Origin of the sequence: Dactylosporangium sucinum, from assembly GCF_014647515.1 — a bacterium.
Classification (GTDB): domain Bacteria; phylum Actinomycetota; class Actinomycetes; order Mycobacteriales; family Micromonosporaceae; genus Dactylosporangium; species Dactylosporangium sucinum.
The window spans coordinates 26,035-50,554 of record NZ_BMPI01000024.1; the positions used below are offsets into that span (position 1 = coordinate 26,035).

At 74.3% G+C, this 24,520-nt stretch carries 25 protein-coding genes; 13 read left to right on the forward strand and 12 right to left on the reverse strand.

The window, feature by feature from the left end; genetic code table 11:
- Positions 1-13: 13 nt before the first annotated feature.
- On the reverse strand, positions 14-1,447 hold the full coding sequence (locus tag IEZ31_RS24065) for a DUF1996 domain-containing protein (RefSeq protein ID WP_229835790.1): 1,434 nt from the start codon (positions 1,445-1,447) through the stop codon (positions 14-16).
- A 309-nt stretch (positions 1,448-1,756) separates the two neighbouring features.
- On the opposite strand from IEZ31_RS24065, the gene IEZ31_RS24070 reads away from it, so the two are divergent.
- The 3 genes from IEZ31_RS24070 to IEZ31_RS24080 are packed head-to-tail and all read left to right on the forward strand — an operon-like array spanning position 1,757 to position 4,598.
- The gene (locus tag IEZ31_RS24070; RefSeq protein ID WP_190252218.1) at positions 1,757-2,695 is read left to right on the forward strand and encodes a hypothetical protein; all 939 of its coding nucleotides are present in this window, start codon (positions 1,757-1,759) and stop codon (positions 2,693-2,695) included.
- Positions 2,696-2,712: 17 nt separating this feature from the next.
- Positions 2,713-3,951, forward strand: a complete 1,239-nt coding sequence (locus IEZ31_RS24075; RefSeq protein ID WP_229835791.1) for a sensor histidine kinase — start codon at positions 2,713-2,715, stop codon at positions 3,949-3,951.
- Positions 3,948-4,598 carry a response regulator transcription factor gene (locus tag IEZ31_RS24080; RefSeq protein WP_190252220.1) on the forward strand — a complete coding sequence of 217 codons (651 nt, stop codon included), beginning with the start codon at positions 3,948-3,950 and terminating at the stop codon, positions 4,596-4,598. The genes IEZ31_RS24075 and IEZ31_RS24080 overlap by 4 nt, the downstream gene beginning before the upstream one ends.
- 10 nt (positions 4,599-4,608) lie before the next feature.
- On the opposite strand, the gene IEZ31_RS24085 is transcribed toward IEZ31_RS24080, so the two are convergent.
- The 6 genes from IEZ31_RS24085 to IEZ31_RS24110 all read right to left on the reverse strand — a co-directional run bounded on the left by IEZ31_RS24085 (position 4,609) and on the right by IEZ31_RS24110 (position 10,698).
- Positions 4,609-6,111, reverse strand: coding sequence for an NADH-quinone oxidoreductase subunit NuoF family protein (locus IEZ31_RS24085; RefSeq protein WP_190252221.1), 1,503 nt, complete (start codon positions 6,109-6,111; stop codon positions 4,609-4,611).
- A complete protein-coding gene (locus tag IEZ31_RS24090) occupies positions 6,108-7,220 on the reverse strand; it encodes a ferric reductase-like transmembrane domain-containing protein (protein ID WP_190252222.1) in 1,113 nt (370 codons plus the stop codon). Before IEZ31_RS24090 ends, IEZ31_RS24085 begins: the two co-directional genes overlap by 4 nt.
- A 132-nt stretch (positions 7,221-7,352) precedes the next feature.
- Positions 7,353-7,958 carry a response regulator transcription factor gene (locus tag IEZ31_RS24095; protein ID WP_190252223.1) on the reverse strand — a complete coding sequence of 202 codons (606 nt, stop codon included), beginning with the start codon at positions 7,956-7,958 and terminating at the stop codon, positions 7,353-7,355.
- Complete coding sequence (locus tag IEZ31_RS24100; protein WP_190252224.1) at positions 7,955-9,040, reverse strand: sensor histidine kinase; 1,086 nt, start codon at positions 9,038-9,040, stop codon at positions 7,955-7,957. The genes IEZ31_RS24095 and IEZ31_RS24100 overlap by 4 nt, the downstream gene beginning before the upstream one ends.
- Complete coding sequence (locus IEZ31_RS24105; protein ID WP_190252225.1) at positions 9,037-9,432, reverse strand: hypothetical protein; 396 nt, start codon at positions 9,430-9,432, stop codon at positions 9,037-9,039. The genes IEZ31_RS24100 and IEZ31_RS24105 overlap by 4 nt, the downstream gene beginning before the upstream one ends.
- Before the next feature lie 72 nt (positions 9,433-9,504).
- Positions 9,505-10,698 (reverse strand): glycosyltransferase, encoded by a 1,194-nt coding sequence (locus tag IEZ31_RS24110; protein ID WP_229835792.1) that lies wholly within the window; start codon positions 10,696-10,698, stop codon positions 9,505-9,507.
- 247 nt (positions 10,699-10,945) lie between these two features.
- Here IEZ31_RS24110 and IEZ31_RS24115 point away from each other — a divergent pair, with 247 nt between their 5' ends.
- Positions 10,946-11,581: a LuxR C-terminal-related transcriptional regulator gene (locus IEZ31_RS24115; RefSeq protein WP_229835793.1), complete on the forward strand. Its 636-nt coding sequence runs from the start codon at positions 10,946-10,948 to the stop codon at positions 11,579-11,581.
- 64 nt (positions 11,582-11,645) lie between these two features.
- A complete protein-coding gene (locus tag IEZ31_RS24120) occupies positions 11,646-12,614 on the forward strand; it encodes a DUF1996 domain-containing protein (protein ID WP_190252226.1) in 969 nt (322 codons plus the stop codon).
- A gap of 10 nt (positions 12,615-12,624) precedes the next feature.
- On the opposite strand, the gene IEZ31_RS24125 is transcribed toward IEZ31_RS24120, so the two are convergent.
- From IEZ31_RS24125 to IEZ31_RS24135, 3 genes are read right to left on the reverse strand one after another with little or no spacing between them, the layout of a single operon-like run.
- Positions 12,625-13,332 (reverse strand): response regulator, encoded by a 708-nt coding sequence (locus IEZ31_RS24125; RefSeq protein WP_190252227.1) that lies wholly within the window; start codon positions 13,330-13,332, stop codon positions 12,625-12,627.
- The gene (locus tag IEZ31_RS24130; protein WP_190252228.1) at positions 13,329-14,429 is read right to left on the reverse strand and encodes a sensor histidine kinase; all 1,101 of its coding nucleotides are present in this window, start codon (positions 14,427-14,429) and stop codon (positions 13,329-13,331) included. Before IEZ31_RS24130 ends, IEZ31_RS24125 begins: the two co-directional genes overlap by 4 nt.
- Complete coding sequence (locus tag IEZ31_RS24135; RefSeq protein WP_190252229.1) at positions 14,417-14,581, reverse strand: hypothetical protein; 165 nt, start codon at positions 14,579-14,581, stop codon at positions 14,417-14,419. Before IEZ31_RS24135 ends, IEZ31_RS24130 begins: the two co-directional genes overlap by 13 nt.
- 138 nt (positions 14,582-14,719) lie before the next feature.
- Here IEZ31_RS24135 and IEZ31_RS24140 point away from each other — a divergent pair, with 138 nt between their 5' ends.
- A complete protein-coding gene (locus IEZ31_RS24140) occupies positions 14,720-14,911 on the forward strand; it encodes a hypothetical protein (protein ID WP_190252230.1) in 192 nt (63 codons plus the stop codon).
- A 15-nt stretch (positions 14,912-14,926) separates the two neighbouring features.
- Here IEZ31_RS24140 and IEZ31_RS24145 read toward each other — a convergent pair whose 3' ends face one another.
- Complete coding sequence (locus tag IEZ31_RS24145; protein ID WP_190252231.1) at positions 14,927-16,150, reverse strand: hydroxymethylglutaryl-CoA lyase-like TIM-barrel protein; 1,224 nt, start codon at positions 16,148-16,150, stop codon at positions 14,927-14,929.
- A gap of 76 nt (positions 16,151-16,226) precedes the next feature.
- Here IEZ31_RS24145 and IEZ31_RS24150 point away from each other — a divergent pair, with 76 nt between their 5' ends.
- The gene (locus IEZ31_RS24150; protein ID WP_229835794.1) at positions 16,227-17,423 is read left to right on the forward strand and encodes a citrate/2-methylcitrate synthase; all 1,197 of its coding nucleotides are present in this window, start codon (positions 16,227-16,229) and stop codon (positions 17,421-17,423) included.
- An 89-nt stretch (positions 17,424-17,512) separates the two neighbouring features.
- On the opposite strand, the gene IEZ31_RS24155 is transcribed toward IEZ31_RS24150, so the two are convergent.
- A complete protein-coding gene (locus IEZ31_RS24155) occupies positions 17,513-18,358 on the reverse strand; it encodes a PhzF family phenazine biosynthesis protein (RefSeq protein WP_190252232.1) in 846 nt (281 codons plus the stop codon).
- Between the two features lie 82 nt (positions 18,359-18,440).
- Between IEZ31_RS24155 and IEZ31_RS24160 the strand changes: the two genes are divergently transcribed.
- From IEZ31_RS24160 to IEZ31_RS24185, 6 genes are all read left to right on the forward strand, one after another.
- Entirely contained in the window at positions 18,441-20,498 is a 2,058-nt protein-coding gene (locus tag IEZ31_RS24160; RefSeq protein WP_190252233.1) for a M3 family metallopeptidase, read from the forward strand.
- 114 nt (positions 20,499-20,612) lie between these two features.
- The gene (locus IEZ31_RS24165; protein ID WP_190252234.1) at positions 20,613-21,251 is read left to right on the forward strand and encodes a hypothetical protein; all 639 of its coding nucleotides are present in this window, start codon (positions 20,613-20,615) and stop codon (positions 21,249-21,251) included.
- Between the two features lie 172 nt (positions 21,252-21,423).
- A complete protein-coding gene (locus tag IEZ31_RS24170; RefSeq protein WP_229835795.1) occupies positions 21,424-22,098 on the forward strand; it encodes a FadR/GntR family transcriptional regulator in 675 nt (224 codons plus the stop codon).
- Positions 22,095-22,922 (forward strand): sterol desaturase family protein, encoded by an 828-nt coding sequence (locus tag IEZ31_RS24175; protein WP_190252236.1) that lies wholly within the window; start codon positions 22,095-22,097, stop codon positions 22,920-22,922. Before IEZ31_RS24170 ends, IEZ31_RS24175 begins: the two co-directional genes overlap by 4 nt.
- Complete coding sequence (locus IEZ31_RS24180; RefSeq protein ID WP_190252237.1) at positions 22,919-23,602, forward strand: lysoplasmalogenase; 684 nt, start codon at positions 22,919-22,921, stop codon at positions 23,600-23,602. Before IEZ31_RS24175 ends, IEZ31_RS24180 begins: the two co-directional genes overlap by 4 nt.
- A 129-nt stretch (positions 23,603-23,731) precedes the next feature.
- Complete coding sequence (locus IEZ31_RS24185; RefSeq protein ID WP_229835796.1) at positions 23,732-24,520, forward strand: ABC transporter ATP-binding protein; 789 nt, start codon at positions 23,732-23,734, stop codon at positions 24,518-24,520.

Consider the following 24,520-nt stretch of genomic DNA (forward strand, 5'->3'; position numbering starts at 1 on the left):
GGATCGGGCAGGGCTACGGCAGCACGTAGTTCTCGTTCAGGGCCGCGCCGCGCTCCGGCTTGTACTGGTCGAAGCCGCGCGGGTTGCACTGCAGGCCACCGTTGATGCAGTGGTTCGACAGGGCGGCCAGGGTCGGCACGTCCCACGCGTTGTAGAAGTCGTAGTGGAAGGAGTAGCCGCGCCCGCTGGAGAAGTGGACGTTGGCCATGTTGCCGGAGACCGGCCACGCCATCTTGAACTCGATCATCGGCACCGCCACCGGGTGGCTCGACGGGCAGACGCCCACGACCGGGTAGGCCATGTGCGACTTGTGGTCGGGCGTGTCCAGGTACTTGCCGTCCCAGCAGCTCGGGGCCTGGAACCGGACGTTGAGCTGGCTGCCGGCGACGCAGTTGGCCGGGATGTCCCACTGCTTGGTCAGGTCACCGCACTCGAAGCCCTCGACCGCGCCCGGGTGGTTGCGGAACTCGTCCAGTGTGGACGACGGGCTGCCCACGACGTACCGCAGGCCGGGCGGGAACGGGCGGACGCTGCGGTAGTCGATGACGCCGCTCTTGTAGTAGATGACCTGCGGGCCGGTCGGCTGCACCGCGGTGTCCCCGTTGTACAGCGTGGGCATCCAGTAGGCGCTCTTGTCGCCCGGCGTGATGCACGCGGTGCCGCCGGCCTGCAGCGACTGCAGGGTCGTGTTCGCGTTCGTGGTGGTGTTGCCCATGAACGTGTGCGAGTGCGAGGCGCCCGGCAGGCCGAAGAAGACGATCGGGTCGTCGTTGAGGTTGCTGCGGCTGACCGAGCAGTTCGCCTGGAACTCGTGGTGCGTGGTCGGCGGGTTGGTCGGCGGCGGCGTCGCGGTCGACGGCACCACGCCGGTGACCTGCGGGTTGGCCGGCACGTAGCCGGCGCCGCCGGTCGGCGTCGGCTGCGTGCCCGACGTCCCGTACACCTTGAACTCGAACAGCGAGTAGCCGTAGCCGGTGCCGCGCTGCGTGCCGTACATGCGCACGTACCGGCCGGAGCCGTTCACGTCGAGCGTCTGGGTGCCGCCGTTGCCGGTGGTGGTGGTGTAGATGGTCGTCCAGGCGTTGCCGTCGGGCGAGGTCTGGATCTGGAAGGCCTTGGCGTAGGCCGCCTCCCACTGCAGCACGACCTGCGAGATCGTGGCCGTCGAGCCGAGGTCGACCCGCAGCCACTGCGGGTCGCTCCACTGGCTGCCCCAGCGGGTGGCGTTGTTGCCGTCGACCGCGGCGGCGGCCGGCGTCTCGCCGAGTTCGGTGGAGGAGGCGAGGGCCGGGCGGCCCTGCGACAGCAGCGTGCCGGTGGCGGCGTCGGCGGCGGTGAGCTGCAGCGCCCCGACGACGACCGACGCGACGACGGTGGTGGTGACGGCGAGCGGGGCCAGGACTCTGCGGAGCCGGGGTCTGGCCGTGGTGCGGGTTTCGGTCCTCAAGGGGGCTCCCAAGGGTGTTCGACGGCGTGAGGCGGTCACGCCGGGCACCGGCGCGGTTACGGCGCCGGTGGGCGGGATTGCGCTTGGAGAGCGCTCTCCCGATGGTGCTCCCAAGGGGCCGGTTCGTCAATACGTCGCCCCTATAACTCGCACAATTCGGACGGCCATCGCGAGTCGGCGGCGCGCTCGCCGCGGTTGTTGGAGAGCGCTTTCCATCGGGCGTGCCGGTCGGCCGCCTCCTCCCGGAGGCCGGAAGGTCGGGCCTCCGGTCGGATCTGCGGGCGCCGCGCGTCGAACAGGCTGAACGGCATGACGACACCGACGACGCTCAATGCATCCGTGGCCCGGGTCGTGCGCCGGCACCGGCCCCTCATGGCCCTCTCGGCGGCGATGGCCGCGCTGGCCGTGGCCTGCGCCGCCGGGCTGCTCCTCGACGACCGCACGGTGGTCGGGGCGCCCGTGTGGCTCAAGCCGTTCAAGTTCTCGCTGTCCCTCATGGTGTACAGCGGGACGCTCGCCTGGATGATCACGCTGATCGACCGGGGGCGGCGCCTCGCGCACCGGGCCGGGACCCTCGTCGCCGTCAGCGCCGCGGGCGAGATGCTGCTCATCGTCGGCCAGGCGGCCCGCGGACGGCCCAGCCACTTCAACACCACGACGCCGCTCGACGACGCCATCCTGCAGGCGATGGGCGGCACGATCACGCTCCTCTGGGCCGGCACGCTCGTCCTCGGCGTGCTGCTGTTCCGCGCCGCGATCGCCGACCGCGCCAACCGCTGGGCCGTGCGGCTCGGCGTGGTCCTCTCCCTCGTGGGCATGTCGCTCGGCGGGCTGATGGTGCTGCCCAACGCCGAGCAGCGGCGCGCGCTCGAGGCGGGCGTGGACACCGTCGTCGGCGCGCACAGCGTCGGCGTCGCCGACGGCGGGCCCGGGATGCCCCTCACCGGCTGGAGCACGACCGGCGGGGACCTGCGCATCCCGCACTTCGTGGGCCTGCACGCGCTGCAGGTACTGCCGCTGCTCGCGCTGCTGCTGGCCGTCCTCGCGCACCGGTACCCGCGGCTGACCGAACGCCGCCGCACCGGGCTGGTCCTGCTGGGCGCGGCCCTGTTCACCGGGCTGCTCGCGCTCGTCACCTGGCAGGCGCTGCGCGGCGAGCCGCTCGTCCACCCGGGCGCCGCGACCCTCGCCGCGGCCGGCCTGCTCGCCGCCGCGGGCGTCGCCGGGACCGCCGCGGCCCTTCGATGAAGCCCTATGGTGGGGTGGTGCTCACCCGGATGTTCGACGAGCGCTTCGCCCTTGCCCGGCTGGTGCTGCTGGCCGTGAGCGGCGTCGGGTACCTCGTGCTGCTGCGCGACCCGGCCCACCCGCGCAACGGGTTCGACTGGGCCACCGACCTCGCCGAGTTCGCCCTCGTGCCGCTGTGCGCCCGGCTGCCGTTCGCGGGCGCGCTGGCCCAGGCCGCGGTCCTCGCCGTCGCGCTGCTGTGGGGCGAGGACCGCGCGGTGATCCCGATCGTCGGCTCGGGCTGGGCCGCCCTGGAGCTGGCCCTGCGCGCACCCGGCCGCCGGCTCGCCGTCGCGACCGCGGCGCTGTTCGCGGCCCACCTCGCCGACGAGTGGCGCCGGCTGCCCGGCGATCTGCTGCCCGTGCTGTACAACATCGTCATCCTGGTCGGCGTCCCCGTCCTGTTCGGCGTGAACATCCGCGCCGCACGGCAACTGGCCCGGCAGGCCGAGGGCCGGGCGGCCGACGAGCGGCGGCGCCGCGTGTCGGAGACGAGGGCGGCGCGGGCGGACGAGCGCACGGCCGTCGCGCGGGAGCTGCACGACGTCGTCGCCCACCACGTCGCCTCGATCGTGCTGCGCGTGGGCGTCGCCCGGCACGTGCTCGCCGGCGCCGACCCGCGCACGGTGGCGGTGCTCGACGACGTCCACGCCACGGGTACGGCCGCGCTCGCCGACCTCCGCCGCCTCGTCACCGTGCTGCGCCACCCCGATCCGGCCGGCCCGGCGCCGGGCGACGGGCCCGCCGTGGTGTGGATCGAACCGGCGTCGCTGCCCGCCGCGCTGGCCGCCGCGGTCGACCGGGCCCGGCAGGCGGGGGTGGCGGTCGAGGCGGACGTCGACCCGGCCGTGGCCGGCCTCGACGCGGTCCGCGGCCTGGCCGTGCTCCGGCTGACCCAGGAGGCCCTGACGAACGTGGCCCGCCACGCCGGCCCGCACCCGCACGCCCGCCTCCGGGTCCGCCTGCGCGACCAGGCCGTCGAGTGGTCCGTCACCGACGACGGCGGCCGCTGCGGCTCGGCCGCGGGTGAGAACGGCCGCGCCGTCCCGGCCGGCGAGGGCGCGCGGGCCGGCGGGGCGGCGGTCGGGACCGGGCACGGGCTCGTCGGGATGCGGGAGCGGGTCGAGCTCCTGGGCGGCGACCTGCGGGCCGGCCCGCAGGCGGCCGGCGGCTGGGCGCTCGCGACCACCCTGCCGGCGGTCCGGAGCGACGCATGACCATCCGGGTGCTGCTCGTCGACGACCAGCGGCTGGTCCGCGCGGGCCTGCGGATGCTGTGCGAGGCCGAGCCGGACCTCGACGTCGTCGGCGAGGCCGACAACGGCCGGGACGCGATCCGGCTCACCGACGAGCTGCGGCCCGACGTCGTGGTGATGGACCTGCGGATGCCGGGCGTCGACGGCACGACGGCGACCGCCCGCATCCGCGCCGCCCACCCCGCGTGCAAGGTCGTGGTGGTGACGACGTTCGACGACGACGACCACCTGTACCCGGCGCTGGCCGCCGGTGCCTGCGGCTTCCTGGTCAAGGACGCGGCCCCGGCCGAGCTGCTCGACGGCATCCGCAAGGCGGCCGAGGGCGACAGCCCGTTCAGCGCCGCCGTCCTGCGCCGCCTGGTGGCGCGCGCGGTGAGCGCGAGCGGTCCGGCGACGCCGGCGGCCACTGTGGACGGTCTGGCCGACCTGACCCGCCGCGAGCGCGACGTGCTGGCGCTGGTCGGCGAGGGCCTGTCGAACCAGGAGATCGCCGACCGGCTCCACCTCGGCGTGACCACCGTCAAGACCCACATCACGAGCCTGATGACGAAGACCGGCGCCCCGAACCGCGTCCGCCTCGGCATCCTCGCCGCCCGCGCCGGCGCCTGAGGCCGGGCGGTCAGTGTTTCGGGCCGGCCAGGCGCAGGGCCAGCGCCGGGCACACCGCGATCGCCTCGCGGGCGACCGGCTCCAGCCGGGGCGGGATCGGGGCGTCGCCCAGGGCCGGGAAGCCGTTGGCGTCCAGGCGGATCAGGTCCGGGGCCACGTCGGCGCACAGGCCGTGGGCGTCGCAGCGGGACCAGTCCACGGTCAGCCGGCGCTCGCCGTGCGGGGTCGTGCCGGGGACCGGCAGCCGGCCCTCGACCGGGCGGCCGCACGTCCCCGCCGTCGCGTGGCGGTGCAGGTCGTCGGCGAAGGCTTCCAGGGCCGACGTGGCGAATCCGGCGGTACCGTCGGGATGGCTGCACGCGCCGCGTCCCACGACCGCGCCGGCCGCCGCGCGGACCGCGGCCGGGTCGCCCGTGCCCGCCACCACGGCGTCCACGGCCCGGGCCAGGTCGGGCAGGCCGAGCCGGCACGGGCCGCACTGGCCGGCCGACTCGGCGGCGAGGTACCGCACGACCCGCGCCACCTCGCCCAGCGGGCAGGTCGCGTGGTCGATCGGCAGCACGATGCCCGCGCCGAGCGAGCCGCCGGCGGCGCGCAGGCCGCGGCGGGAGAACGTGGCGGTGCGCGCCTTCGCCAGGGGCACCCAGCGGCCGTGGAACCCGCCGAACAGCACCGCCGGGCCGTCCGGCACGCCGCAGGCGTCGAGCACCGCCGGCACCGGCGTGCCGGCCGGGCACTCGACGACCGCGGGGCGGGCGGCGCTGCCGGTGACGCTCAGCAGTACCGTGCCGGACTCCTCGTCGCCGAGCTCCGCGTAGCGGGCGGGCCCGAGGCGCGCGGCGACGGCGAGCTGCGCGTACGTCTCGGCGTTGGAGAGCAGGGTCGGCCGGCCGTCGACGCCGGCGTCGCTCGCGCGGCGCTTGATGCCGGGCGGGATGTGCGGCAGGCCGTTGATGCCCTGCACCAGGGCGCCGCCCTCGCCGGAGATGAACCGGTGCGGCACGCGCACCAGCCGCGCCGGCGCCGGCAGCGGCTGCTCGCGCAGCGCGGCGAGCATCGACGCCTCGCCGACCCCGTCGTCGGCGACCGCGATGACGATCTCCGCCGCGTGCAGCGCCCAGGCGGCGAGCGCCGCGCCGTCGAGGACCAGGTGCGGGGCCCGGGTGAGCAGCACCTTGTCCTTCCAGGCGGCCGGCTCGCCCTCGGTGGCGTTGACGACGACCGCGGGTGCGACGGTACGGCGGTCGACCGAGCCCAGCACCGCCCGCACCTTCTTGGCGAACGGGAACCCGGCCCCGCCGCGACCCGCGAGCCTGACCCGCTCGGCGAGGTCGACGAGCCCGGCCGCGGTGAGCGGGCCGAGCGGGCCGTGGACGGCGAGGTGGGCGCGCAGGTCGAGCCGGTGCTGCGGCCCGTGGAGCCCGGCCGTGAGCCGGGGCCGGCCCAGGGCCAGCACCTCGGGGACCCGCACCGGCGCGGGGGCGGGGCGGTCGCGCGTGCCGAGCCGGATCATCGGGCCTCACCGCGCAGGACCCGCCAGTACTGCTCGTCGTCGAGGTCGTGCGCGCGCTCCTTCGGCCGGGCGGCGCCCGCCGGCCGGCGGGCCGGGCGGGAGGCGCGGGGCGGGGCCGGGGGCTGGCCGGCACCGCGGCGCATGATCCGCTGGGAGTCGAGGTTGACGAGCGTGGGGGTGTCGTCGTCCGGGTACAGGTCGTTGGCCTCCGCGGCCTCCGCCCGCCGCGCGTCGAGCCGGTCGCGCAGGCTCATGACGGGCTGGAGTTGCGGGGACGGGGCGGGCGTGGCGGGAGCGGGGCGCTGGGCGCGGGCGGGCTCGTCCGGCCGGTCGGGTTCCCGCGACTGCGGTGGCGGCGCGGGACGGTCCGCGGGCGGGGCGGCCCAGAGGTGCTCGGCGGACGGCGCGCCCCAGTGGAACGCGGCCCGGTGCGGCGTGTGCGGGATGCTCGTCGTCGTGCGGTCGGCCGAGCGCCGGTGGCGCCGGTGGCGGGACTCGGCCGACAGCCGCAGGCCGAGCGCGACCGCGGTGAGGAAGAACAGGACGAGGTACGACGCCGTGACCCAGACCGCCGGCGGGCGCCCGGCGCTCAGGCCGTGCAGCAGGGCGAGCGGCCAGCAGAGGTACGCGGCGGCGTGGATCGGGCGCCACAGCCCCGCCCGGGCCTCGCCGGCGAAGCGGGCGCGGGCGACGCCGGTCCAGATGACGGCACCCATCAGGTATGCGGCCAGGGTGCCGAGGCCGACCGCCGCCGGGGCCGCGGCGAAGGGCACCACCGCGGCGGCCGCGGACACGCGCGCCGACAGCACCTCGCTGAGCACGTGCACGGCCAGGCAGGACACGGCGATGACGCCGAGCGTGCGGTGGATCGACTGCAGCCAGACCCGGTGCCGGGGCAGGAGCAGCACCCGGTCGGTGGCGACCAGGCCGCCGATCACCGTGAGGGTCAGCGACACCAGCGTGAACACGCCGCCGTAGAACCGCAGGAACGCGTAGAGGTGGTGCAGCCCGCCGGTCGCGGTGCCGAGCACCGCCAGGCCGGCCAGCGCCGTGATCGTGATCCAGCGGGCGGGGGGCCGCGCGCCGGATCGTGAACTCCGCCTGTCCACCGGCAGAACGTACGACCGCGGCAAGAGCCGGTCAATTTAAGTTTATCTGGGCCAATCGGCCGTCCCGGACACGTCTCGGCAGGCCGGTTAAACAATGCGCGCGGGGTCCTTCAAGTCCCGCTTAACCAGGCGTTAGATCCAGCCGTGCTCGCGCGCCGCGCGCAGCGCCTCGGCCCGGTTGGACACCCCGAGTTTCTGCACGATGGCTGTCAAATGATTCCGCACGGTACCGCTGGACAGATGCGTCCGCCGGGCGATCGCGGCGACCGGAGTGCCGGGCTCGGCGAGCCGCAGCAGCTCGAGCTCCCGCGGCGTGAGCGGGCAGGGCGGGGCGGCCAGGGCGGCGGCCGCGAGCGACGGGTCGACGTAGCGGTCCCCGCCGTGGACGCGCCGGATCACGTCGGCGAGCGCGCCGCCCGGCGACCCCTTCGGCAGGAACCCCTTCGCGCCGGCCGCGAGCGCCCGCGACAGGTGCGCGGGCCGCCCCCGGCCGGTGAGGATCACGACCGCGCACGCGGGCAGCACCCGGGTCAGCTCGGCCGTCACCCGCAGGCCGTCGAGGGCCGGCATCTCCAGGTCGACGACGGCGACGTCCGGCCGGTGGGCCAGCGCGGCGTCGACCGCGGCCCGGCCGTCGGCGGCCTGCGCGACGACGTCGAGGTCGGGCTCCAGGCCGAGCAGCGCGGCGAGCGCGACCCGGATGAGCTCCTCGTCGTCGGCGAGCAGCACCCGGATCACGCACGCGCCTCCAGGACGAACCGGCCGTCCCCGGCGCGGGTGGTGAGCGTGCCGCCGGCCGCCGACAGCCGCTCGGCGAGCCCGGTCAGGCCGTAGCCGCCGGGCCGCGCCGGCCCGTCGGCGACCCCGTCGTTCGTCACGCGCATGACCGCCTTCCCGTCCTCGTGCGACACCTCGATCGTGCACCACGCGGCCCGGCTGTGCCGCAGCACGTTGGTGCTCGCCTCGCGCAGCACCGCCGCGAACTCCGGCGGCACGCCGGCCACGGCGTCCGGGGCCGAGGCCGTGCAGCGGATGCCGCACGAGCGCAGCAGCGCGGCGACGGACGCCAGGTGCTCGCCGAAGTCGACGGTGCGGTAGCCGTGGACGGCCTCGTGGACGTCGTCGAGGGCGGTGCCGGCGAGCCGCTGCACCTCGGCGGCCTCGCGACCGGCGCGCTCCGGGTCGGTGCCGGCCAGCCGGGACGCCAGCTCGGCCTTGAGCGCGATGATCGACAGGCTGTGGCCGAGCAGGTCGTGGACGTCGCGGGCGAACCGCAGCCGCTCCTCGGCGGCGGCCAGCCGGGCCCGGGCGTGCTGCCCCTCGCGGGCCTGGAGCAGCAGGTCCCAGAACCACACCTGCCACCAGCTGACGAGCGCGACCCCGGCGCCGACGACCGCGATCGCCGGCACCGCCCGGCCGCCGACCAGCAGCCCGGCGGCCACGGCGGCACCGCAGCTGGCCAGAGCCCAGCCGCGGTGGCCCAGCAGCGGGGCGGTGCCGACGACGGAGACGCCGATCCACACCCAGGCGTCGGTGGGGCCGAGCAGGGGGAGCGACGCGGCGGCGGCCACCGCGTAGCCGAGCAGGAGCCGCCGCCGGGCCGCGGGCCCCAGCCAGGGCGTGATCGCCGCGTAGATCGCCGCGCCCTGACCGGCGGTGAAGGCCACGACGCCGGCCAGGGCGGCGGCCGACCGCCACGGGGAGAGCGCGCTCCACGGCGTGGTGGCCAGCGGCAGTACCAGACCCGTGACCGCGTGCAGGCCCAGCGAGACGATGCCCACGAGCCGCGCCCGCCGCAGCTGCCGATCCGCCCCCGTCATCGGGCGATCGTAGTCGCGCCGTACACCAGGGCCGCCGCCACGAGCAGGTCGTACGGCAGGCAGAAGCCGATGATCCAGCGGGGGATCACCGTGCCGTCGCGGTGGAACCAGTCCCAGACGGCGTGGCCGGCCCAGCCGGCGGCGACCACGTACTGCCCGGCGACCGGGTCGACCACGAGCGCGGCGCCGGCCGCGGCGGTGAAGAGCGCGACCCCGGCGAGCTGCCGGGCGACGAGCCGGTGCCGGGCGAGGGCCAGCACGAGGTACAGCAGCGCGGCCGCGGGCGGGATCCACAGCACGGGCCCGGCCGGGGCGAAGGCGGCGAGGTCGGCGAACTCGGCCGCCCCGACGACGAAGCCGGCGACGACGGCCGGCCAGACGAACTTCGACATGCGTCGAGCCTCGGCCGGGCCGCGCGCAACCCACAGCTGCGGATTGTCATGCCTCGGGCATGACAATCCGCGTCAGACCCGCAGGCCCGCCTCGCGATGGGCGTGGTCGATCAGCGTCGCGTACGAGGCGATCATCCGGGTGTGGCTGAACCGCTCCCGGCTGCCCAGCAGCGCCGGGGTGAACTCGGCCCGCCGGTCGACCGCCTCCGACCAGGCCGCGGCGATCGCGTCCGGCTCCGGCTGGGTGATCAGGCCGTGCCCGGCGACGATGAGCGCGGTGTCGCCGACGTCGGTCGAGACCGGTACCGCGCCGCACATCGCGCCCTCGATCAGGCACAGCGGGGCGGCCTCGCCGCTCGCCGAGGTCAGCGCGACCACGTCGGTGGCGGCGTAGACGAGCTCCATGTCGCGCCGGATGCCGAGCAGGTGCAGCCGGGCCAGGTGCCGCGGCTCGTCCGCGAACACGTCGGTGAGCAGCCCGCACAGCTCGGGGTTGGCGGCGCTCATCCCCGCGCCGCACATGAGCACGTGCCCGGCGGGCTCGCGCTGCAGGTAGCGCCGGGCCGCCAGCAGGAACAGGTGGACGTTCTTCATCGGGTCGTACCGCGCGGCGAGGGTGACCACCCGCGCCTTCGCCGGCACGCCGAGCGCCCGGCGCAGCGCCGGCCGGCGGCGGGCCGTCACCGGCTGGAACCGCGCCAGGTCCACGCCGTTGGGGATCACGTGCAGCAGCCGCTGCGGGATCCCGGCGGCCCGGTAGGCGTCCCTCGTGGACTCGGCGCAGCAGATCGCGGCGGCGACCCGGCCCTCGGCGACCGCGGTCCGGAAGTCGTCGAGCGCGCTGCCCTGGTTGTGCGGGTCGGAGCGGTGCAGGCAGACGATCACCGGCTTGCGCGGGAAGTCCGGCCGGTTCACCAGCCGCAGCGGCTGCTCCTTGAGCGACAGGATGATGTCGGCCCGCTCGGCGTGCGCGATCGCGGTGGCGACCTCGGCCGCGCTGAACGTCCGGCGGGTCGCGGTGCCGCCCCCGACGCGGCGGCCGAGCGCGTTCACCTCGACGCCGGCCGCGTGCAACCAGCGGTACGAGGCGTCGTCCTCCATCCGCTGCAGGACGGTCTCCCGGCGCATCGCGCTGTGCAGGCTCAGCACCGAGTGCCGGTGCGAGCCTGCGGTGTGCAGCCCGGCCACGACGGTGCTGTGGAGGGCCCGGGCGCCACCGGCGAAAAACCCCTCATAGATCGACATCACGCGCAGTCGGCTTGTCACGGGCAAATCATCACCCGCCATGCCGGATCTGTCAGGCTGAAACGGCGCTCCCCGAGTGAACTGTGCGTTTCGGGGAAATCACGCTTCGGTACCGCGGTCACGCATTTCGGTGAGCCTGATGACCTGCGGTTTCGTCTCGTGCGGCGGCCGCCGTGAGCCGGTATTCTGCCGCACCGGTTGACCGCGGCGGCCGCGTCCGGGGTACCGTCCCCGGCATGCGTCCGCGACGATTTCCGGTGGCGCCGTCGTGACCGTCACCGTGCTCGTCGTCGACGACAATCCGGTCGTCCGGGAGGCGCTGCGCGGGTTCCTCGACACCGGCGGCGCGACCCGGGTCGTCGGCGAGGCCGGCAACGGGCAGGCGGCCCTCGCGCTGGCGCTGCGGCACCGGCCGCACGTCACGCTGCTCGACCACCGCATGCCGATCGCCCACGGGCTGTCCATCGTCACCGAGCTGGCCCGGCTCACCGCCGTCCTCGCACTCACGAGCGACGCGAGCCCCGAGGTCATCGGGGCGATGCTGCGCGGCGGCGCCCGCGGGTACCTCGTCCACGGCCAGTTCGACCCGCCGGAGCTGCTGCGGGCGGTGCTGGCGGTGGCCGGCGGGCAGGGCTGGCTCTCGCCGGTCGCGGCCTCCGTCGCCACCTCGGCGCTGCGCTCGCAGGGCGACGCCGAGCGGGGGCGGGCCGCGTTCGGGCTGACGGACCGCGAGCGCGACGTCCTCGACCTGCTCAGCGCCGGCCGGTCGAACGCGGCGATCGCCGAGCGGCTCGGGCTGACCGAGAAGACCGTGAAGAACCACCTGTACAACATCTTCGCCAAGCTCGGGGTGAGCAGCCGCACCGAGGCGGTGGTGCGGTGGGCTGGGCCTTTCGACTCATGACCGGGCCGGGCGGTTCGCCTACCGTCGGCGGCGGGTGGCACCGACTCGAAAGGCCTGCACACACGTGCGTCTCCGACCGCTGTTCGCCGTGCTCGCCGCCGGCGCCCTGCTGACCGCCGTGGCGGCGTGCGACCCGTCCGCGCCCGTCATCTCCCAGCCGCCGCCGTCACCGACCGTCCTGTCTCCCGTGCCGTCCGTCGCGCCGTCATCGCCTTCCCCGTCGGTCAGTGCCGGGACGGCCGCCCCTCAGCCGGCGAAGACGTTCACCGACAAGCCGCCGCAGGCGCAGTACCGCGAGTTCGCCGCGAACTGCACCGAGACGCACCGCGCCGGCGACGACCCGATCGTGTTCCCCGGCCTGCCGGGCGCGGCCCACGACCACACGTTCGTCGGCAACCCCGCGACCACGGCGACGTCGACGCCGGAGAGCCTGCTGAAGGGCTCGACGTCGTGCCAGGACAAGCTGGACGCCTCGTCGTACTGGTTCCCGACCCTGTCCCAGAACGGCACCGTGGTGCAGCCGCAGATGGTCACCGTCTACTACAAGTCGGGGGTCAAGGACTACCGGACCGTCCAGCCGTTCCCGGCCGGGTTCCGGCTGGTCGTCGGCGACGTGAAGACGGCGTCGGCCGAGCAGTTCACCGGCACGTGGAGCTGCACCGGGTACCTCGGCAAGGACATCCCGCCGTCGTGCCCGGCCGGATCGTCGCTCATCGTCCGCATGCAGGCGCCGAGCTGCTGGGACGGCGTGCACCTGGACTCGCCCGACCACAAGTCGCACATGGCCTGGCCGGTCGGCGGGGTGTGCCCGAAGGACCACCCCGTGCCGCTGCCGATGTTCGAGCTCAAGGTGCCCTACAAGCTGCCCGGCGGCAACACGGGCGGCCTGCGGTACTCGTCGGGCGCCGCGCACTCGTTCCACTACGACTTCATGAACGGCTGGGACGCGCCGCGCCAGGCCCAGCTGGTCGCGCACTGCGTCAACGGCGGCCGCCAATGCAACGGGCTGGGCGTCGACCAGCACAAACCGTAGGGACAGGCCTTTAGGGACGGACGAGGCCCGACTCGTAGGCCAGGATCACGAGCTGGACGCGGTCGCGCACGCCCGCCTTGGCGATCGCGCGCGTGACGTGGGTCTTGGCCGTGAGCGGGCTGATGTACAGGCGGGCGGCGATCTCCTCGTTCGACAGCCCGCTCGCGACCAGCCGGACGATCTCGACCTCGCGCGGGGTCAGGGCGGCCAGCCGGTCGCGGGCGGCGCTCGCCGGGCCGGCCGGGTCGGCCGCGCCGCCCGGGTTCGCCGCGCCGGCTGGATGCACCGCACCCGGCGCGAACCGGGCGATCACGCGGGCCGTCACGCTCGGCGACAGCAGCGCCTCGCCGGCCGCGACCACCCGCACCGCGCGGCGCAGGTCCTCGGGCTCGACCTCCTTGGTGAGGAAGCCGCTGGCCCCGGCCCGCAGCGCCGCGAACACGTTCTCGTCGGTCTCGAACGTGGTCAGCACGACGACCCGGGTGCCGGCCAGCCCGGGGTTGCCGGTGATGCGGGCGGTCGCGGCGATGCCGTCGAGGCCGGGCATGCGGATGTCCATGAGGACGACGTCGGGCCGGTGCCGGCGCGCCTCGCGGACGGCCTCGTCCCCGCTCGACGCCTCGGCGACGACCGTGATGTCCCGGGACCGGCGCAGCAGGCTGCCGAGCCCGGCCCGCACGAGCGCCTGGTCGTCGGCGAGCAGCACGGAGATCGTCATGCCGGAATCGTCGCGTGCACCCGGAAGCCGCCGCCGTCCGCGGCCCCGGCGGTGAACGCCCCGCCGAGAGCCGCCACCCGCTCCGCGAGCCCGGTCAGCCCGTGCCCCGCCGCCCGCTCGGCCGGTCCCGAGCCGTCGTCCCGCACGGTCACCTCGGTCGCCGGTCCATAGTGGACGGCCACCGTGACCCTCGTCGCCGCGGCGTGGCGGACGGTGTTCGTGAGGGCCTCCCGGACGATCGCGGACGTCACCAGGCGTACCGGCAGGGCACACGCCTCCTCGGCACCCGTCACCGTCAGCTCGGTGGCCAGGCCGGTCTCCCGCACCCGGGCCACCAGCTCGTCGAGGGGGAGCGGCGCGGCCGGCGGGCGGCGGTCGTCGCGCAGGACGCCGACGAGCGAGGACAGGTCGGCCATCGCCGAACGCCGCACGTCCTGCGCCAGCCGCACCGCGTCCCGCGCCTCCTGCGCGGCCGGGTCCGCCGACGCGTCCAAGGTGTCCGCGGCCACGTTGAGGTGGACGCCGACGACGGCGAGGGTGTGGGCCACGGTGTCGTGGACCTCCCGGGCGACCCGCAGGCGCTCCGCCGTGCGCTGCTCGTCCAGGTCGGCGCGCAGCCGGTGGACGAGCTCGTCGCGCCAGCGGAGCCAGTTGCGGTACGACAGCGTGGCGGCGACGACCGCGGCGAGCCACAGCGACTCGGTGCCGACCGTCGCCATGGCCCGGGCCGCGGTGTGCTGGAGCACGGTCCAATCGAAGTTGAACGCGCAGACCGCGTGCACCGCCGCGACGGTGACGACGAGCGTGGTGCGGGCGCGGGGCGCGAGCAGCGCGGTGACGTACAGGAAGGTGGCCGGCCACAGCCAGCCGGCCGTCGTGAGGTCGGCGGTCCGCTGGCCCGCCACGGTCGCGATGCCGAGGAGCAGGCCGGCGAGCGGCCAGCGGCGCTGCAGCCAGAGCAGCCCCGCGAGGGTCGTGGCGACGGCGAGCGGGCCGGGCGCGCCGAGCGGCTGGCCGGCGAGGGACTCGCCGCTCAGCACCCCGACGAACGTCACGGCCGAGCAGGCGGCGGTGACGGGGCGGCTCAGCGCTGGCATGGAGCCACCGTCCCATACTCGACGAAGGTCACGCTGGTCGAGTCGCCGCCGGGGCCGAGAAGGCCGGTCAGGACGAGCACGACGCCGGCCACGGCGGTGACCAGACCGGCCACCAGGCCGGCGAACGCGAAGCGGAGCAGGTCGTCAGGCATGGCATCGACGCTATGGCCGATCGCCCGGCCGGTCGTCGTCTCCGCGGTGACACCTGCGCCTGCACCAAATGGAGTACGCAGGCATGTTCCGGGTAGCCGGGTGGGCCGGCCCGGCCGGCGACGCTAGCTTGATCCGGCATGGAGCACCGCTGCGGCAAGCATGTCGTCCTGGCCAACCCGGCCTCGCGCATCCCGATCTGGATGGAGTGCGCCGTGCACCGGTTCACGCCGATGCAGGTCACCCGCCGGTTCCACGACGTCGTCGCGCTCGAGTTCTCCGGCGAGGAACTGCTGCGCCTCGACTGGATCGTCGAGCACGGGATGCTCTGAGCGGCTCCGCAGCGGCTACAGCAGGCCCGGGTACAGCAGGGCCAGCTCGTCCGGGTAGCCCGCGACGAGGCGCAGCTCGTCGTCGGTCAGCGGCCGCCCGGTCGCGGCGTTGCATACCTGCACCAGCTTGAACGTCAGCTCCTCGTCCTTGACGTCGACCCCCAGGTCCTCCATGACGTGCCGGAACCCGGCCAGCCCCCCGTACTCGCCGGTGAGCACGATCCGGCCGGCGCGCGCGTGCCGGTCGGCCGGGAACGGGCCGAGCTCGTCCTCGTCGTAGAGCTCGTAGTTGCGGTGGTCCTTGAGCGCGCCGTCGGCGTGGATGCCCGACTCGTGCGCGAACGCGTTGGGGCCGACGCCCGGCTGGTGGTTGGGCAGCGGCTGGCCGAACGCGTACGACGCCCAGCGCGCGAACCGGCGGGCCCACGCCAGGTCGATCGGGTCGCCGATCTCGGCGCCGTCCGGCACGCCGAAGCCGTGGCGCAGGGCCAGGATGCACGAGACCAGGTCGGCGTTGCCCGACCGCTCGCCGATCCCGTTGACGCAGGTGTTGATCCATGCGTCCTGGCCGGCGGCGAGGTCGCCGAACGCGCCGGCCAGTGAGTTCGCGACCGCCATCCCCAGGTCGTTGTGGCAGTGCGTCTCGATGGGGATCCCGACCGCGGCGGCCAGCGTCGCGAACCGTTCGCCGATGCGGCCCGGGGTGTCGCCGCCGATCGTGTCGCAGTACCGCAACCGGTCCGCCCCCGCCTCGCGCGCCGCGATCGCGAACTCGGTGAGGAAGCCGTCGTCGGTGCGCGAACCGTCCTCGGCGTTGACCCCGACCGTCTGCGCGCCGGCCGACTTCGCGGTGCGTACGGCGTCGGTCATCTCGCGGATGAGCGCCGGCCGGTCGAGCCGCCCCTTGAACTTGTTCTGCAGCATCTGGTCGGACGTCGAGATCGACAGGTTGTAGTGCCTGAGCCCGAGCGCCGCCGACTTCTCCACGTCCGCGGCGACGGCCCGGCACCAGCCCGACAGCCGCAGCCCGCCGAACGCGCCCGCCGCTTCCAGCGCGGTCTGGGCGCGGATGTACGGCACCTCGTGGAAGAGGAATGGGAAGCCGATCTCGGACTGCGCGACGCCGAGCCGGCCCAGATAGAAGTTGACCATCGTCTTGCCGAACTTGGACAGCCCGGTCCGGGCCGTCTGGACCCCGTCACGGTTGGTGACGTCAAGGAAGTGGATTGTCGGAGCCATGCGTCCACGTTGACTGTCATGCTGTACTTGTGTCAACGTTGATGAAAATCAACATGACTCGACCGGGAGAAGCGGCGTGACCAGGTGGATGACCGTCGAGGAGGCGGCCGGGCGGCTCGGTGTGAAGACCGCCACCGTCTACGCGTACGTCAGCCGGGGCGTGCTCACCCGCCGCCGCGGCGCCGACGGGCGCAGCGTGCTGGACTCGGAGGAGGTCGAGCGGCTCGCCCTACGCGGCCGCCCCCGCCGCACCGGCCGCCCGGAGTTGGTCATCGAGTCGGCGGTCACGCTGCTCGGCGCCGACCGCCCCTACTACCGGGGTCGTGACGCCATCGTACTGTCCGACACCTGGCATCTTGAGCACGCGGCGGGTTGGCTGTGGACCGGCGTGGACCGCGACCACCTGGACCCGTGGACGGCACCGGCCGAGGCGGTCGCCGCGGCCCGGGCGGCCCAGGCCGGCCTGCCGGTCTCCGTGCTGCCGCTGGAGCGCCTGCAGGTCATCGTGACCACCCTGGCGGCGGCCGATCCGGTGCGGCTGACGCTCGAACCCGCCGCGGTCGCCGGGATCGGGCAGAGTCTCGTCGCCGGTCTGGTCGACGCGCTGCCGGCCGTGGGCGGGCGGTCACCGGCCGTCGAGGGGCCGGTCGCGGAGCGGCTGTGGGCGAAGCTGGCCGGTGCCGGGGCGGCGCCGGCGCTCGCGGACGTGCTGCGGTACGCGATGGTGCTGCTCGCCGACCATGAGCTGGCCGCCTCGACGCTCGCCGCGCGGGTCGCCGCGTCCGTGCGGGCCGACCCCTACGCGGTGGTCGCGGCCGGCCTCGGCGTGGTGAGCGGAGCGTTGCACGGTGGGGCGTCGCTCGGCACCGAGGCGATGCTCGCCGAGACGTCCGAGCCCGCGGAGGCGTCGGCGGCGATGGGCCGGCGGCTGCGGCAGGGGGAGCGGGTCCCCGGGTTCGGCCATGCGGTGTACCGTGCCGGCGACGGCCGGGCCCCCGCCCTGCTCGCCCGGATCCGGGCGGCCGTCCCCGGGCACCCTCGGCTCGCCGTCGCCGACGCGATCCTGGCCGAGGCGGACCGCCGCCGGCTGCCGGCCGTGAACGTGGACTTCGCCCTCGGTCTGCTCGCCCACCTGGCGGGCATGCCCCGCGGGGCCGGCGAGGCCATCTTCGGCGTGGCGCGGACGGTGGGCTGGCTCGCGCACGCCATGGAGGAGTACGCGCACCCGACCAAACTCCGCCTCCGCGCCTCCTACACGGGCCCCCTCCCCTAACCGCGTCGATCTTGCAGTTGTGGTGCCTGACAAACAGGGACATCCTGGGAGCGTCGCGGCACCACGACTGCAAGATCGACGCGAGGGGGCTACACGTAGAGGGTGCCCTCGGCGACCAGCACCGCGTGGCCCCAGACCTCCACCCGCTCCACCTCGTCCAGCGTGCCCTCGACCAGGGCGTGGATCGTGGACGGGCGGCCCATCTCGACGCCCTGGCGGACGGTCAGCGGGGTGCCCAGCGGCAGGCGGCCGTGGCGGGCCAGGTGCAGCGCCAGCGGGCCCGCCGCCGAGCCGGTGCCGGCGTCCTCCGTCACGCCGTAGGCCGGCGAGAACATCCGGGTCCGCCAGACCGCCGGGTCGGCCGTCGGGGCGAAGCAGTTCAGGGCCAGGTCGTCGTGGGTCGCCAGGGCGCGCAGGTCGACCCGCAGCGCGGCCAGGGCGGCCTCGTCCGGCAGGGCGGCGAAGGCGTGGCGCGGGCCGTTGCGGTACACCTCGATGGGCAGGACCGATCGGGTGCCGAGGGCGTCGAGCAGCTCGTCCGCCCGCGGGTAGGGCTCCAGCACCGGGATCGGCTGGAGCATCCGCGCGCCCAGGGCGCCCCCCGAGCGGTCGCCGAAGAAGCGGAACGGCACCACCCCCATCCCCGTCTCCATCCGCAGCTCCGGGCCCGCCGCGCCCGCGGAGGCCAGGACCACGGCCGTGCCGAACGTCGGGTGGCCGGCGAAGGGCAGCTCGCCCAGCGGCGTGAAGATGCGCACCCGCACGTCGCCGCCGGCCTCCGGGGGCAGCACGAACGTGGTCTCCGACAGGTTCATCTCGCGCGCGATGCGCTGCATGAGTGCAGCCGGCAGGCCCGTCGCGTCCGGCAGGACGGCGAGCGGGTTGCCGGTGAGGGCGGTATCGGTGAAGACGTCGGCGATCACGTATCGGTACACGTCGTCACGGTAGCCACGCGGAGCGCGGTCGGGACACTGCCAAAGCGAGTAGGGTGCGCGCCCCACTCGATACAGTCGGTGGGTGACCACGGACAACCCGTTCTTCGCCCCGAGCGACCTGCCGTACCAGCTGCCGCCCTTCGACCGCATCGAGATCGGCCACTACCTTCCGGCCTTCGAGCGCGGCATGGCCGACCAGCGCGACGAGGTCGCGGCGATCGCCGCCGATCCGGCGCCGCCCACGTTCGAGAACACCCTCGTCGCCCTGGAGCGGTCCGGACGGATCCTGCAGCGCGTGTCGGCCGCGTTCTTCAACCTCGCGAGCTCCGACACCAGCCCGCAGCTGCAGGAGATCGAGACCCAGGTGGTGCCGCGGCTGTCGGCGCACAGCGACGCCATCATGCTCGACCGCACGCTGTACGGGCGGGTGCGCGACCTCTACGAGCGGCGTGACGAGCTCGGCCTCGACGCCGAGTCGGCCTGGCTGCTCGAGCGCTACCACACCGACTTCGTGCGGGCCGGCGCGCGGCTGTCCGACGAGCAGCACGTGCGCCTGCGGGAGATCAACGCCGAGCTGGCCGGCCTCGCCACCGAGTTCGGCAACAAGGTGCGCGACGAGATGAACGCGAACGCGGTCGTCGTCAACGACGTGGCCGAGCTCGACGGGCTGTCCGACGACGCGATCGCGGCGGCCGAGCAGGCGGCCCGCGACCGCGGCCTGGAGCGCGGCTACGTGCTCAACCTGATCCTGCCGACCGCCCAGCCGCAGCTCGCCGCGCTCACCAACCGGGCGCTGCGGGAGCGGCTGCACACCGCCTCGGTGACCCGCGGCGCGCGCGGCGACGAGCACGACACCACCGGCCTGGTCCGCCGCATCGTCCGGCTGCGGGCCGAGCGGGCCCGGCTGCTCGGCTTCGAGCACCACGCCGAGTACAACATCGCCGACAACACGGCCCGCACCGTCCAGGCCGTCGAGGAGATGCTGGCCAAGCTCGCCCCGGCCGCCGTCGCCAACGCGCTCGCGGAGGCCGAGGACCTGCAGGCGGCGATCGCCGCGTCGGGCGAGACGTTCACGCTGGAGCCGTGGGACTGGGCGTTCTACACCGAGCGGGTGCGGCGCGAGCGGTATGCGATCGACGAGTCGGAGCTGCGCCCGTACTTCGAGCTGGAGCGGGTCCTGCGCGACGGCGTCTTCTACGCGGCCGGCCGGCTCTACGGGCTGCGCTTCGAGGAGCGCCCCGAGCTGCCCGCGTACCACCCGGACGCCCGGGTGTTCGAGGTGCTCGACCACGACGGCAGCCGGCTCGGCCTGTTCATCGGCGACTTCTTCACCCGGCCGTCGAAGCGCGGCGGTGCCTGGGCCAACGCGCTGGTGCCGCAGTCCCGCCTGTTCGGCACCGCGCCGGTCGTGGTGAACAACCTCAACGTCAACCGGGCCCCGGCCGGCGAGCCGACGCTGCTGACGCTGGACGAGGTGCGCACCCTGTTCCACGAGTTCGGGCACGCGCTGCACACGCTGTTCTCGCAGGTGCACTTCCCGAAGTTCGCCGGCACGCGGGTCCCGCGCGACTTCGTCGAGTATCCGTCGCAGGTCAACGAGGTGTGGATGCTCTGGCCGGAGGTGCTGGCCAACTACGCGACCCATCACGAGACCGGCGCGCCGCTGCCGCAGGAGATCGTCGACCGGCTCCAGGCGGCGAAGCAGTTCAACGAGGGGTTCGCCACGACGGAGTACCTCGCGGCGTCGCTGCTCGACCTCGCCTGGCACACGCTGCGGGTGGAGGACGCGGAGGACATCGACGTCGCCGCGTTCGAGGCCGCCGCGCTGGAGCGGGCCGGCGTCGCCGTGCCGTTCGTGCCGCCGCGGTACCGCACACCCTACTTCGCCCACATCTTCAGCGGCGCCGCGTACAGCGCCGGCTACTACTCCTACATCTGGAGCGAGGTCCTCGACGCCGACACCGTCGACTGGCTGACCGAGCGGGGCGGGCTGCGCCGCGAGCTCGGCGACACGTTCCGCGACGGGCTGCTCGCCAAGGGCGGCAGCGCCGACGCGATGGCGGTCTATCGCGCGTTCCGCGGTCGCGATCCGTTGATCGAGCCGCTACTCAAACGGCGCGGTCTGACCGCCAATCCTTAGGTTTTGTTCAAGCAATAGTTTCGCCGCTTTCGTTGTCGGCGCCACGTTCCCTAAGCTGTCGCGGTGCGTGGCGCCACCTCCCGGCGCGGGCGCACCGCCGGACGTCGTCTGCACATGGGCAGAATGGCGCTCCTGGCGGTGGTCGCCCTCGCTGCTTCGTTGATCAGTGTCGGTGTGTCCTGGGCGATCTTCCCGAACGACCCCGTTGCCGTGGCAGACGACACCGACTTCGACGCGGCGAAGTTCTACGAGACCCACGCGCGGGCGAACGCCGCCCGGGGCGTCGTGGTCGCCTCCGCGCCCGGCACGTCGCTGGTGCCGCGCCCGGTCGCCGGGCTCAACCAGGCGCAGACGAACAACGCCTTCATCGTCATCGAGGTGGCCCGTCAGATGCAGCTGCCGGAGCGGGCGATGGTGGTCGCCATCGCGACCGCGCTCCAGGAGACGTACCTGCGCAACCTGGCCAACCCGAAGGTCCCCGCGTCGCTGAAGCTCCCGCACGAGGGCACCGGCACGAACTACGACTCGCTGGGCATCTTCCAGCAACGGGCGAGCATCTGGGGCACCCCTGAGCAGCTGATGGACCCGGCGTTCGCGTCGGCCAAGTTCTACAACAAGCTGGTCAAGGTCGACGGCTGGCAGAAGATGAGCGTGACGGGGGCGGCCCAGGCCGTGCAGCGCAGCGCCTTCGCGAGCGCCTACGCCAAGCACGCCACGACGGCCCAGAAGATCGTCGACGAGCTGAACCGCTGACCCCTCCGCGTCGATCTTGCAGTTGTGGTGCCTGACAAACCCGGACATCGTGGGAGTGTCGAGGCACCACAACTGCAAGATCGACGCACGGGAGGGTCGACGCACTGGTCCAACCAGTTGATGGGTGGGACACTGTCGAACCATGGAGTTCCGGGCCGTCAGGCGTAGTTCCGTGTCCGACCACGTGTTCGGGCAGCTGCGCGACGCGATCGTCACCGGTGAGTACGCGCCCGGCGACGGGTTGCCCAGCGAGCGCGAGCTCGCCGGCGTCTTCGAGGTCAACCGGCACGCCGTCCGGGAGGCGCTGCGGCGCCTCCAGCAGCTCGGGCTGGTCCGGGTCGCGCAGGGCGGGGCCACCCGGGTCCTCGACTGGCGCCGGCACGCCGGGCTCGACCTCGCCATGGCCGGGGCCGAGGTGCTCCCGGTCGAGACGCTCGTGCGGGACGTGGTGGAGATGCGCGCCTGCCTCGGCGCCGACGCGGCCCGGCTGTGCGCCGAGCGCGGCACCCCCGAGGCCAGGGCCGCCGTCGTCGCGGCCGTGGACGTGTACGCGGCCGCCGCCCCCGACCTGGAGCGGATGGGCGAGGCCGACGTCGCGCTCTGGCGGGAGGTGATCGCCGGCAGCGGCAACATCGCCTACCTGCTCGCGTTCAACTCCCTCGTCGGCGGCGCGCTCGCCGTCGGCCGCGTGCCGGCCAACCGCCGCACCGCCGAGCTGCTCGACGTCGCCGGGCACCGCCGCCTCGGCGAGCACATCGCCGCCGGTGCCGCTGCGGAGGCCGAGGCCCAGGCCAAGGCCCTGCTCACCGCCCCGATCACGCTTCCGAGAGAGGACAGCAGAGCATGATCCCCGCCGTGCTCTACGCCGTTCCGGCCTTCCTGCTGCTCATCGTCATGGAGGCGGTCTCGTACCGCTTCCTGCCCGACGACGAGGAGCGCGGCTACGCGGTCCGCGACACCGCCACCAGCCTCAGCATGGGGCTCGGCAGCCAGGTCATCGGCGTGCCGTGGAAGCTCGTCGTGGCCGTCGCCTACGCCGGGCTGTACGTGCTCACCCCGCTCAAGCTCGACCCGCACAGCCCCTGGACGTGGGTCCTGCTGTTCTTCGCCGACGACCTGGCGTACTACTGGTTCCACCGCCTGCACCACGAGGTCCGCGTCTTCTGGGCCGGTCACGTCGTGCACCACTCCAGCGTCTTCTTCAACTTGTCGACCGCCCTGCGGCAGAGCTGGACGCCGATGACCGCCACCCCGTTCTGGCTGGTCCTGCCGCTGCTGGGCATCCCGCCGTGGATGGTGTTCCTGCAGCAGTCGATCAGCCTCGCCTACCAGTTCTTCCTGCACAGCGAGCGGGTCGGCCGGCTGTGGCGGCCGGTCGAGTGGGTGTTCAACACGCCGTCGCACCACCGGGTCCACCACGGCGCCAACGCGGAGTACCTGGACCGCAACTACGGCGGCATCCTCATCGTCTGGGACCGGCTGTTCGGCACGTTCGAGCCGGAGCGGGCCCGGGTCGTCTACGGCCTGACGAAGAACATCGACACCTACAACCCGCTGCGCGTCGCCACCCACGAGTACCGGGCGATCTGGCAGGACGTGCGGTCCTCGGCGAGCTGGCGCGACCGCCTGCGCTTCGTGTTCGGCCGCCCGGGCTGGCAGCCGGCCGCATGAGGGGTCCGGAGCGCAGCGGAGGCCGCAGGACACGCCTGCCGCTCGGCCTGTTCGCGCTGGCCGCCGTTGTCGAGCTGATCGGCGTGGCCCTCGACGAGCGGGCGATCCAGTGGGCGTCGAAGCCCTTCCTGGCGTTGCTGCTGCTCTGGTACCTCATGAGCCGCCGACCCGGCCGGGACGCCGTGGCGACGGGCCTAGCCTTCGCCTTCGCCGGTGACGTGGCGCTGCTGGTGCCGGGCCGGGCGTGGTTCCTGCTCGGCATGGTCTGCTTCCTCGGCACGCAGCTGAGCCTCCTGGTCGCCTTCCGCCGCGCCGGCCGGCCGCGCACGGCCGTGCTGGTGGCCGCGGCCGTGCTGTGGGCCGGGCTCAACGCCCTGCTGTGGAGCCGGCTCGGCCCGCTGCGGGTGCCGATCCTCGGCTACAGCCTGGCGCTCACCGCGATGGCGGCGTGGGCGACGGCCGTGAGCGCCCGGGTCGCCGCCGGCGCCGTGCTGTTCCTGCTGTCCGACCTGCTCATCGGCGTCGGCGCGGCCGGGATGGACTTCGCCGGCCGGGATCTCGTGGTCATGTCGACGTACGCTGCGGCGCTGGCGCTGATCGCGACCGGCTGGGTGGCGTCCTGCGCCGCAGGTGCCGGCGCCGGGTCAGCGGCGCCGCCAGTCCCGCACCGGCAGCGTTGACGATCACGTCGCCGCCCATCTGGACGACCGCCGAGACCCCGGCCGATCGCGATGACGGCCGGCCTGCGTCGCATCCCCGCAATCCAGGGCTTGACCATGACGCTGCGTCAACCCTCCATGCTGGCGGTCATGGGCATCCCTCCAACCGCCGATCAGGCCCAGGCGCCCGCGATCCACGTGCAGGGCCTGGAGAAGTCGTACAAACAGCTGCGAGTGCTGCGCGGCGTGGACCTCGACGTCGCGCGGGGCAGCATCGTCGCCCTGCTCGGCTCGAACGGTGCGGGCAAGACCACGCTGGTGAAGATCCTGTCCACGCTGCTCAGGGCCGACGCCGGAACGGCCCGGGTCAACGGCTTCGACGTCGCGACGCAGGCCGCCGGCGTCCGCGAGTCGATCAGTCTCACCGGGCAGTTCGCGGCGGTCGACGAGATCCTCAGCGGGCGGGAGAACCTCGTCCTGGTCGCCAGGCTGCGCCACGTCAAGGACCCGGGCGCGATCGCGGACGACCTGCTGCGGCGCTTCTCGCTGACCGAGGCGGGCCCGCGGCGGGTGGCGACGTACTCCGGCGGCATGCGCCGCCGCCTCGACATCGCGATGAGCCTCATCGGCGATCCGCCGGTCGTCTTCCTCGACGAGCCGACGACCGGGCTGGACCCGGAGGCGCGCATCGAGGTGTGGCATGCCGTCAGGGAGCTCGCCGAGGGCGGCACGACCGTGCTGCTCACCACGCAGTACCTGGACGAGGCCGAACAGCTGGCCGACCGGATCGCGATCCTCCACCAGGGCCGGATCATCGTGAACGGCACGCTGACCGAGCTCAGGCAGCTGCTGCCGCCCGCCGAGGCCGAGTACGTCCAGCGGCAGCCATCCCTCGAAGACGTCTTCCTCGCGGTCGTCGGCCAGCCGAGCAAGCAGTAA

Excerpts from the sequence above, each read along its gene's own strand:
- IEZ31_RS24070 (WP_190252218.1), top strand. The coding sequence starts at position 1,757 with ATGACGACACCGACGACGCTCAATGCATCCGTGGCCCGGGTCGTGCGC.
- IEZ31_RS24080 (WP_190252220.1), top strand. The coding sequence starts at position 3,948 with ATGACCATCCGGGTGCTGCTCGTCGACGACCAGCGGCTGGTCCGCGCG.
- IEZ31_RS24085 (WP_190252221.1), bottom strand. The coding sequence starts at position 6,111 with ATGATCCGGCTCGGCACGCGCGACCGCCCCGCCCCCGCGCCGGTGCGG.
- IEZ31_RS24100 (WP_190252224.1), bottom strand. The coding sequence starts at position 9,040 with ATGACGGGGGCGGATCGGCAGCTGCGGCGGGCGCGGCTCGTGGGCATC.
- IEZ31_RS24105 (WP_190252225.1), bottom strand. The coding sequence starts at position 9,432 with ATGTCGAAGTTCGTCTGGCCGGCCGTCGTCGCCGGCTTCGTCGTCGGG.
- IEZ31_RS24125 (WP_190252227.1), bottom strand. The coding sequence starts at position 13,332 with ATGACGATCTCCGTGCTGCTCGCCGACGACCAGGCGCTCGTGCGGGCC.
- IEZ31_RS24130 (WP_190252228.1), bottom strand. The coding sequence starts at position 14,429 with ATGCCAGCGCTGAGCCGCCCCGTCACCGCCGCCTGCTCGGCCGTGACG.
- IEZ31_RS24135 (WP_190252229.1), bottom strand. The coding sequence starts at position 14,581 with ATGCCTGACGACCTGCTCCGCTTCGCGTTCGCCGGCCTGGTGGCCGGT.
- IEZ31_RS24140 (WP_190252230.1), top strand. The coding sequence starts at position 14,720 with ATGGAGCACCGCTGCGGCAAGCATGTCGTCCTGGCCAACCCGGCCTCG.
- IEZ31_RS24145 (WP_190252231.1), bottom strand. The coding sequence starts at position 16,150 with ATGGCTCCGACAATCCACTTCCTTGACGTCACCAACCGTGACGGGGTC.
- IEZ31_RS24165 (WP_190252234.1), top strand. The coding sequence starts at position 20,613 with ATGGGCAGAATGGCGCTCCTGGCGGTGGTCGCCCTCGCTGCTTCGTTG.
- IEZ31_RS24175 (WP_190252236.1), top strand. The coding sequence starts at position 22,095 with ATGATCCCCGCCGTGCTCTACGCCGTTCCGGCCTTCCTGCTGCTCATC.
- IEZ31_RS24180 (WP_190252237.1), top strand. The coding sequence starts at position 22,919 with ATGAGGGGTCCGGAGCGCAGCGGAGGCCGCAGGACACGCCTGCCGCTC.
- IEZ31_RS24185 (WP_229835796.1), top strand. The coding sequence starts at position 23,732 with ATGGGCATCCCTCCAACCGCCGATCAGGCCCAGGCGCCCGCGATCCAC.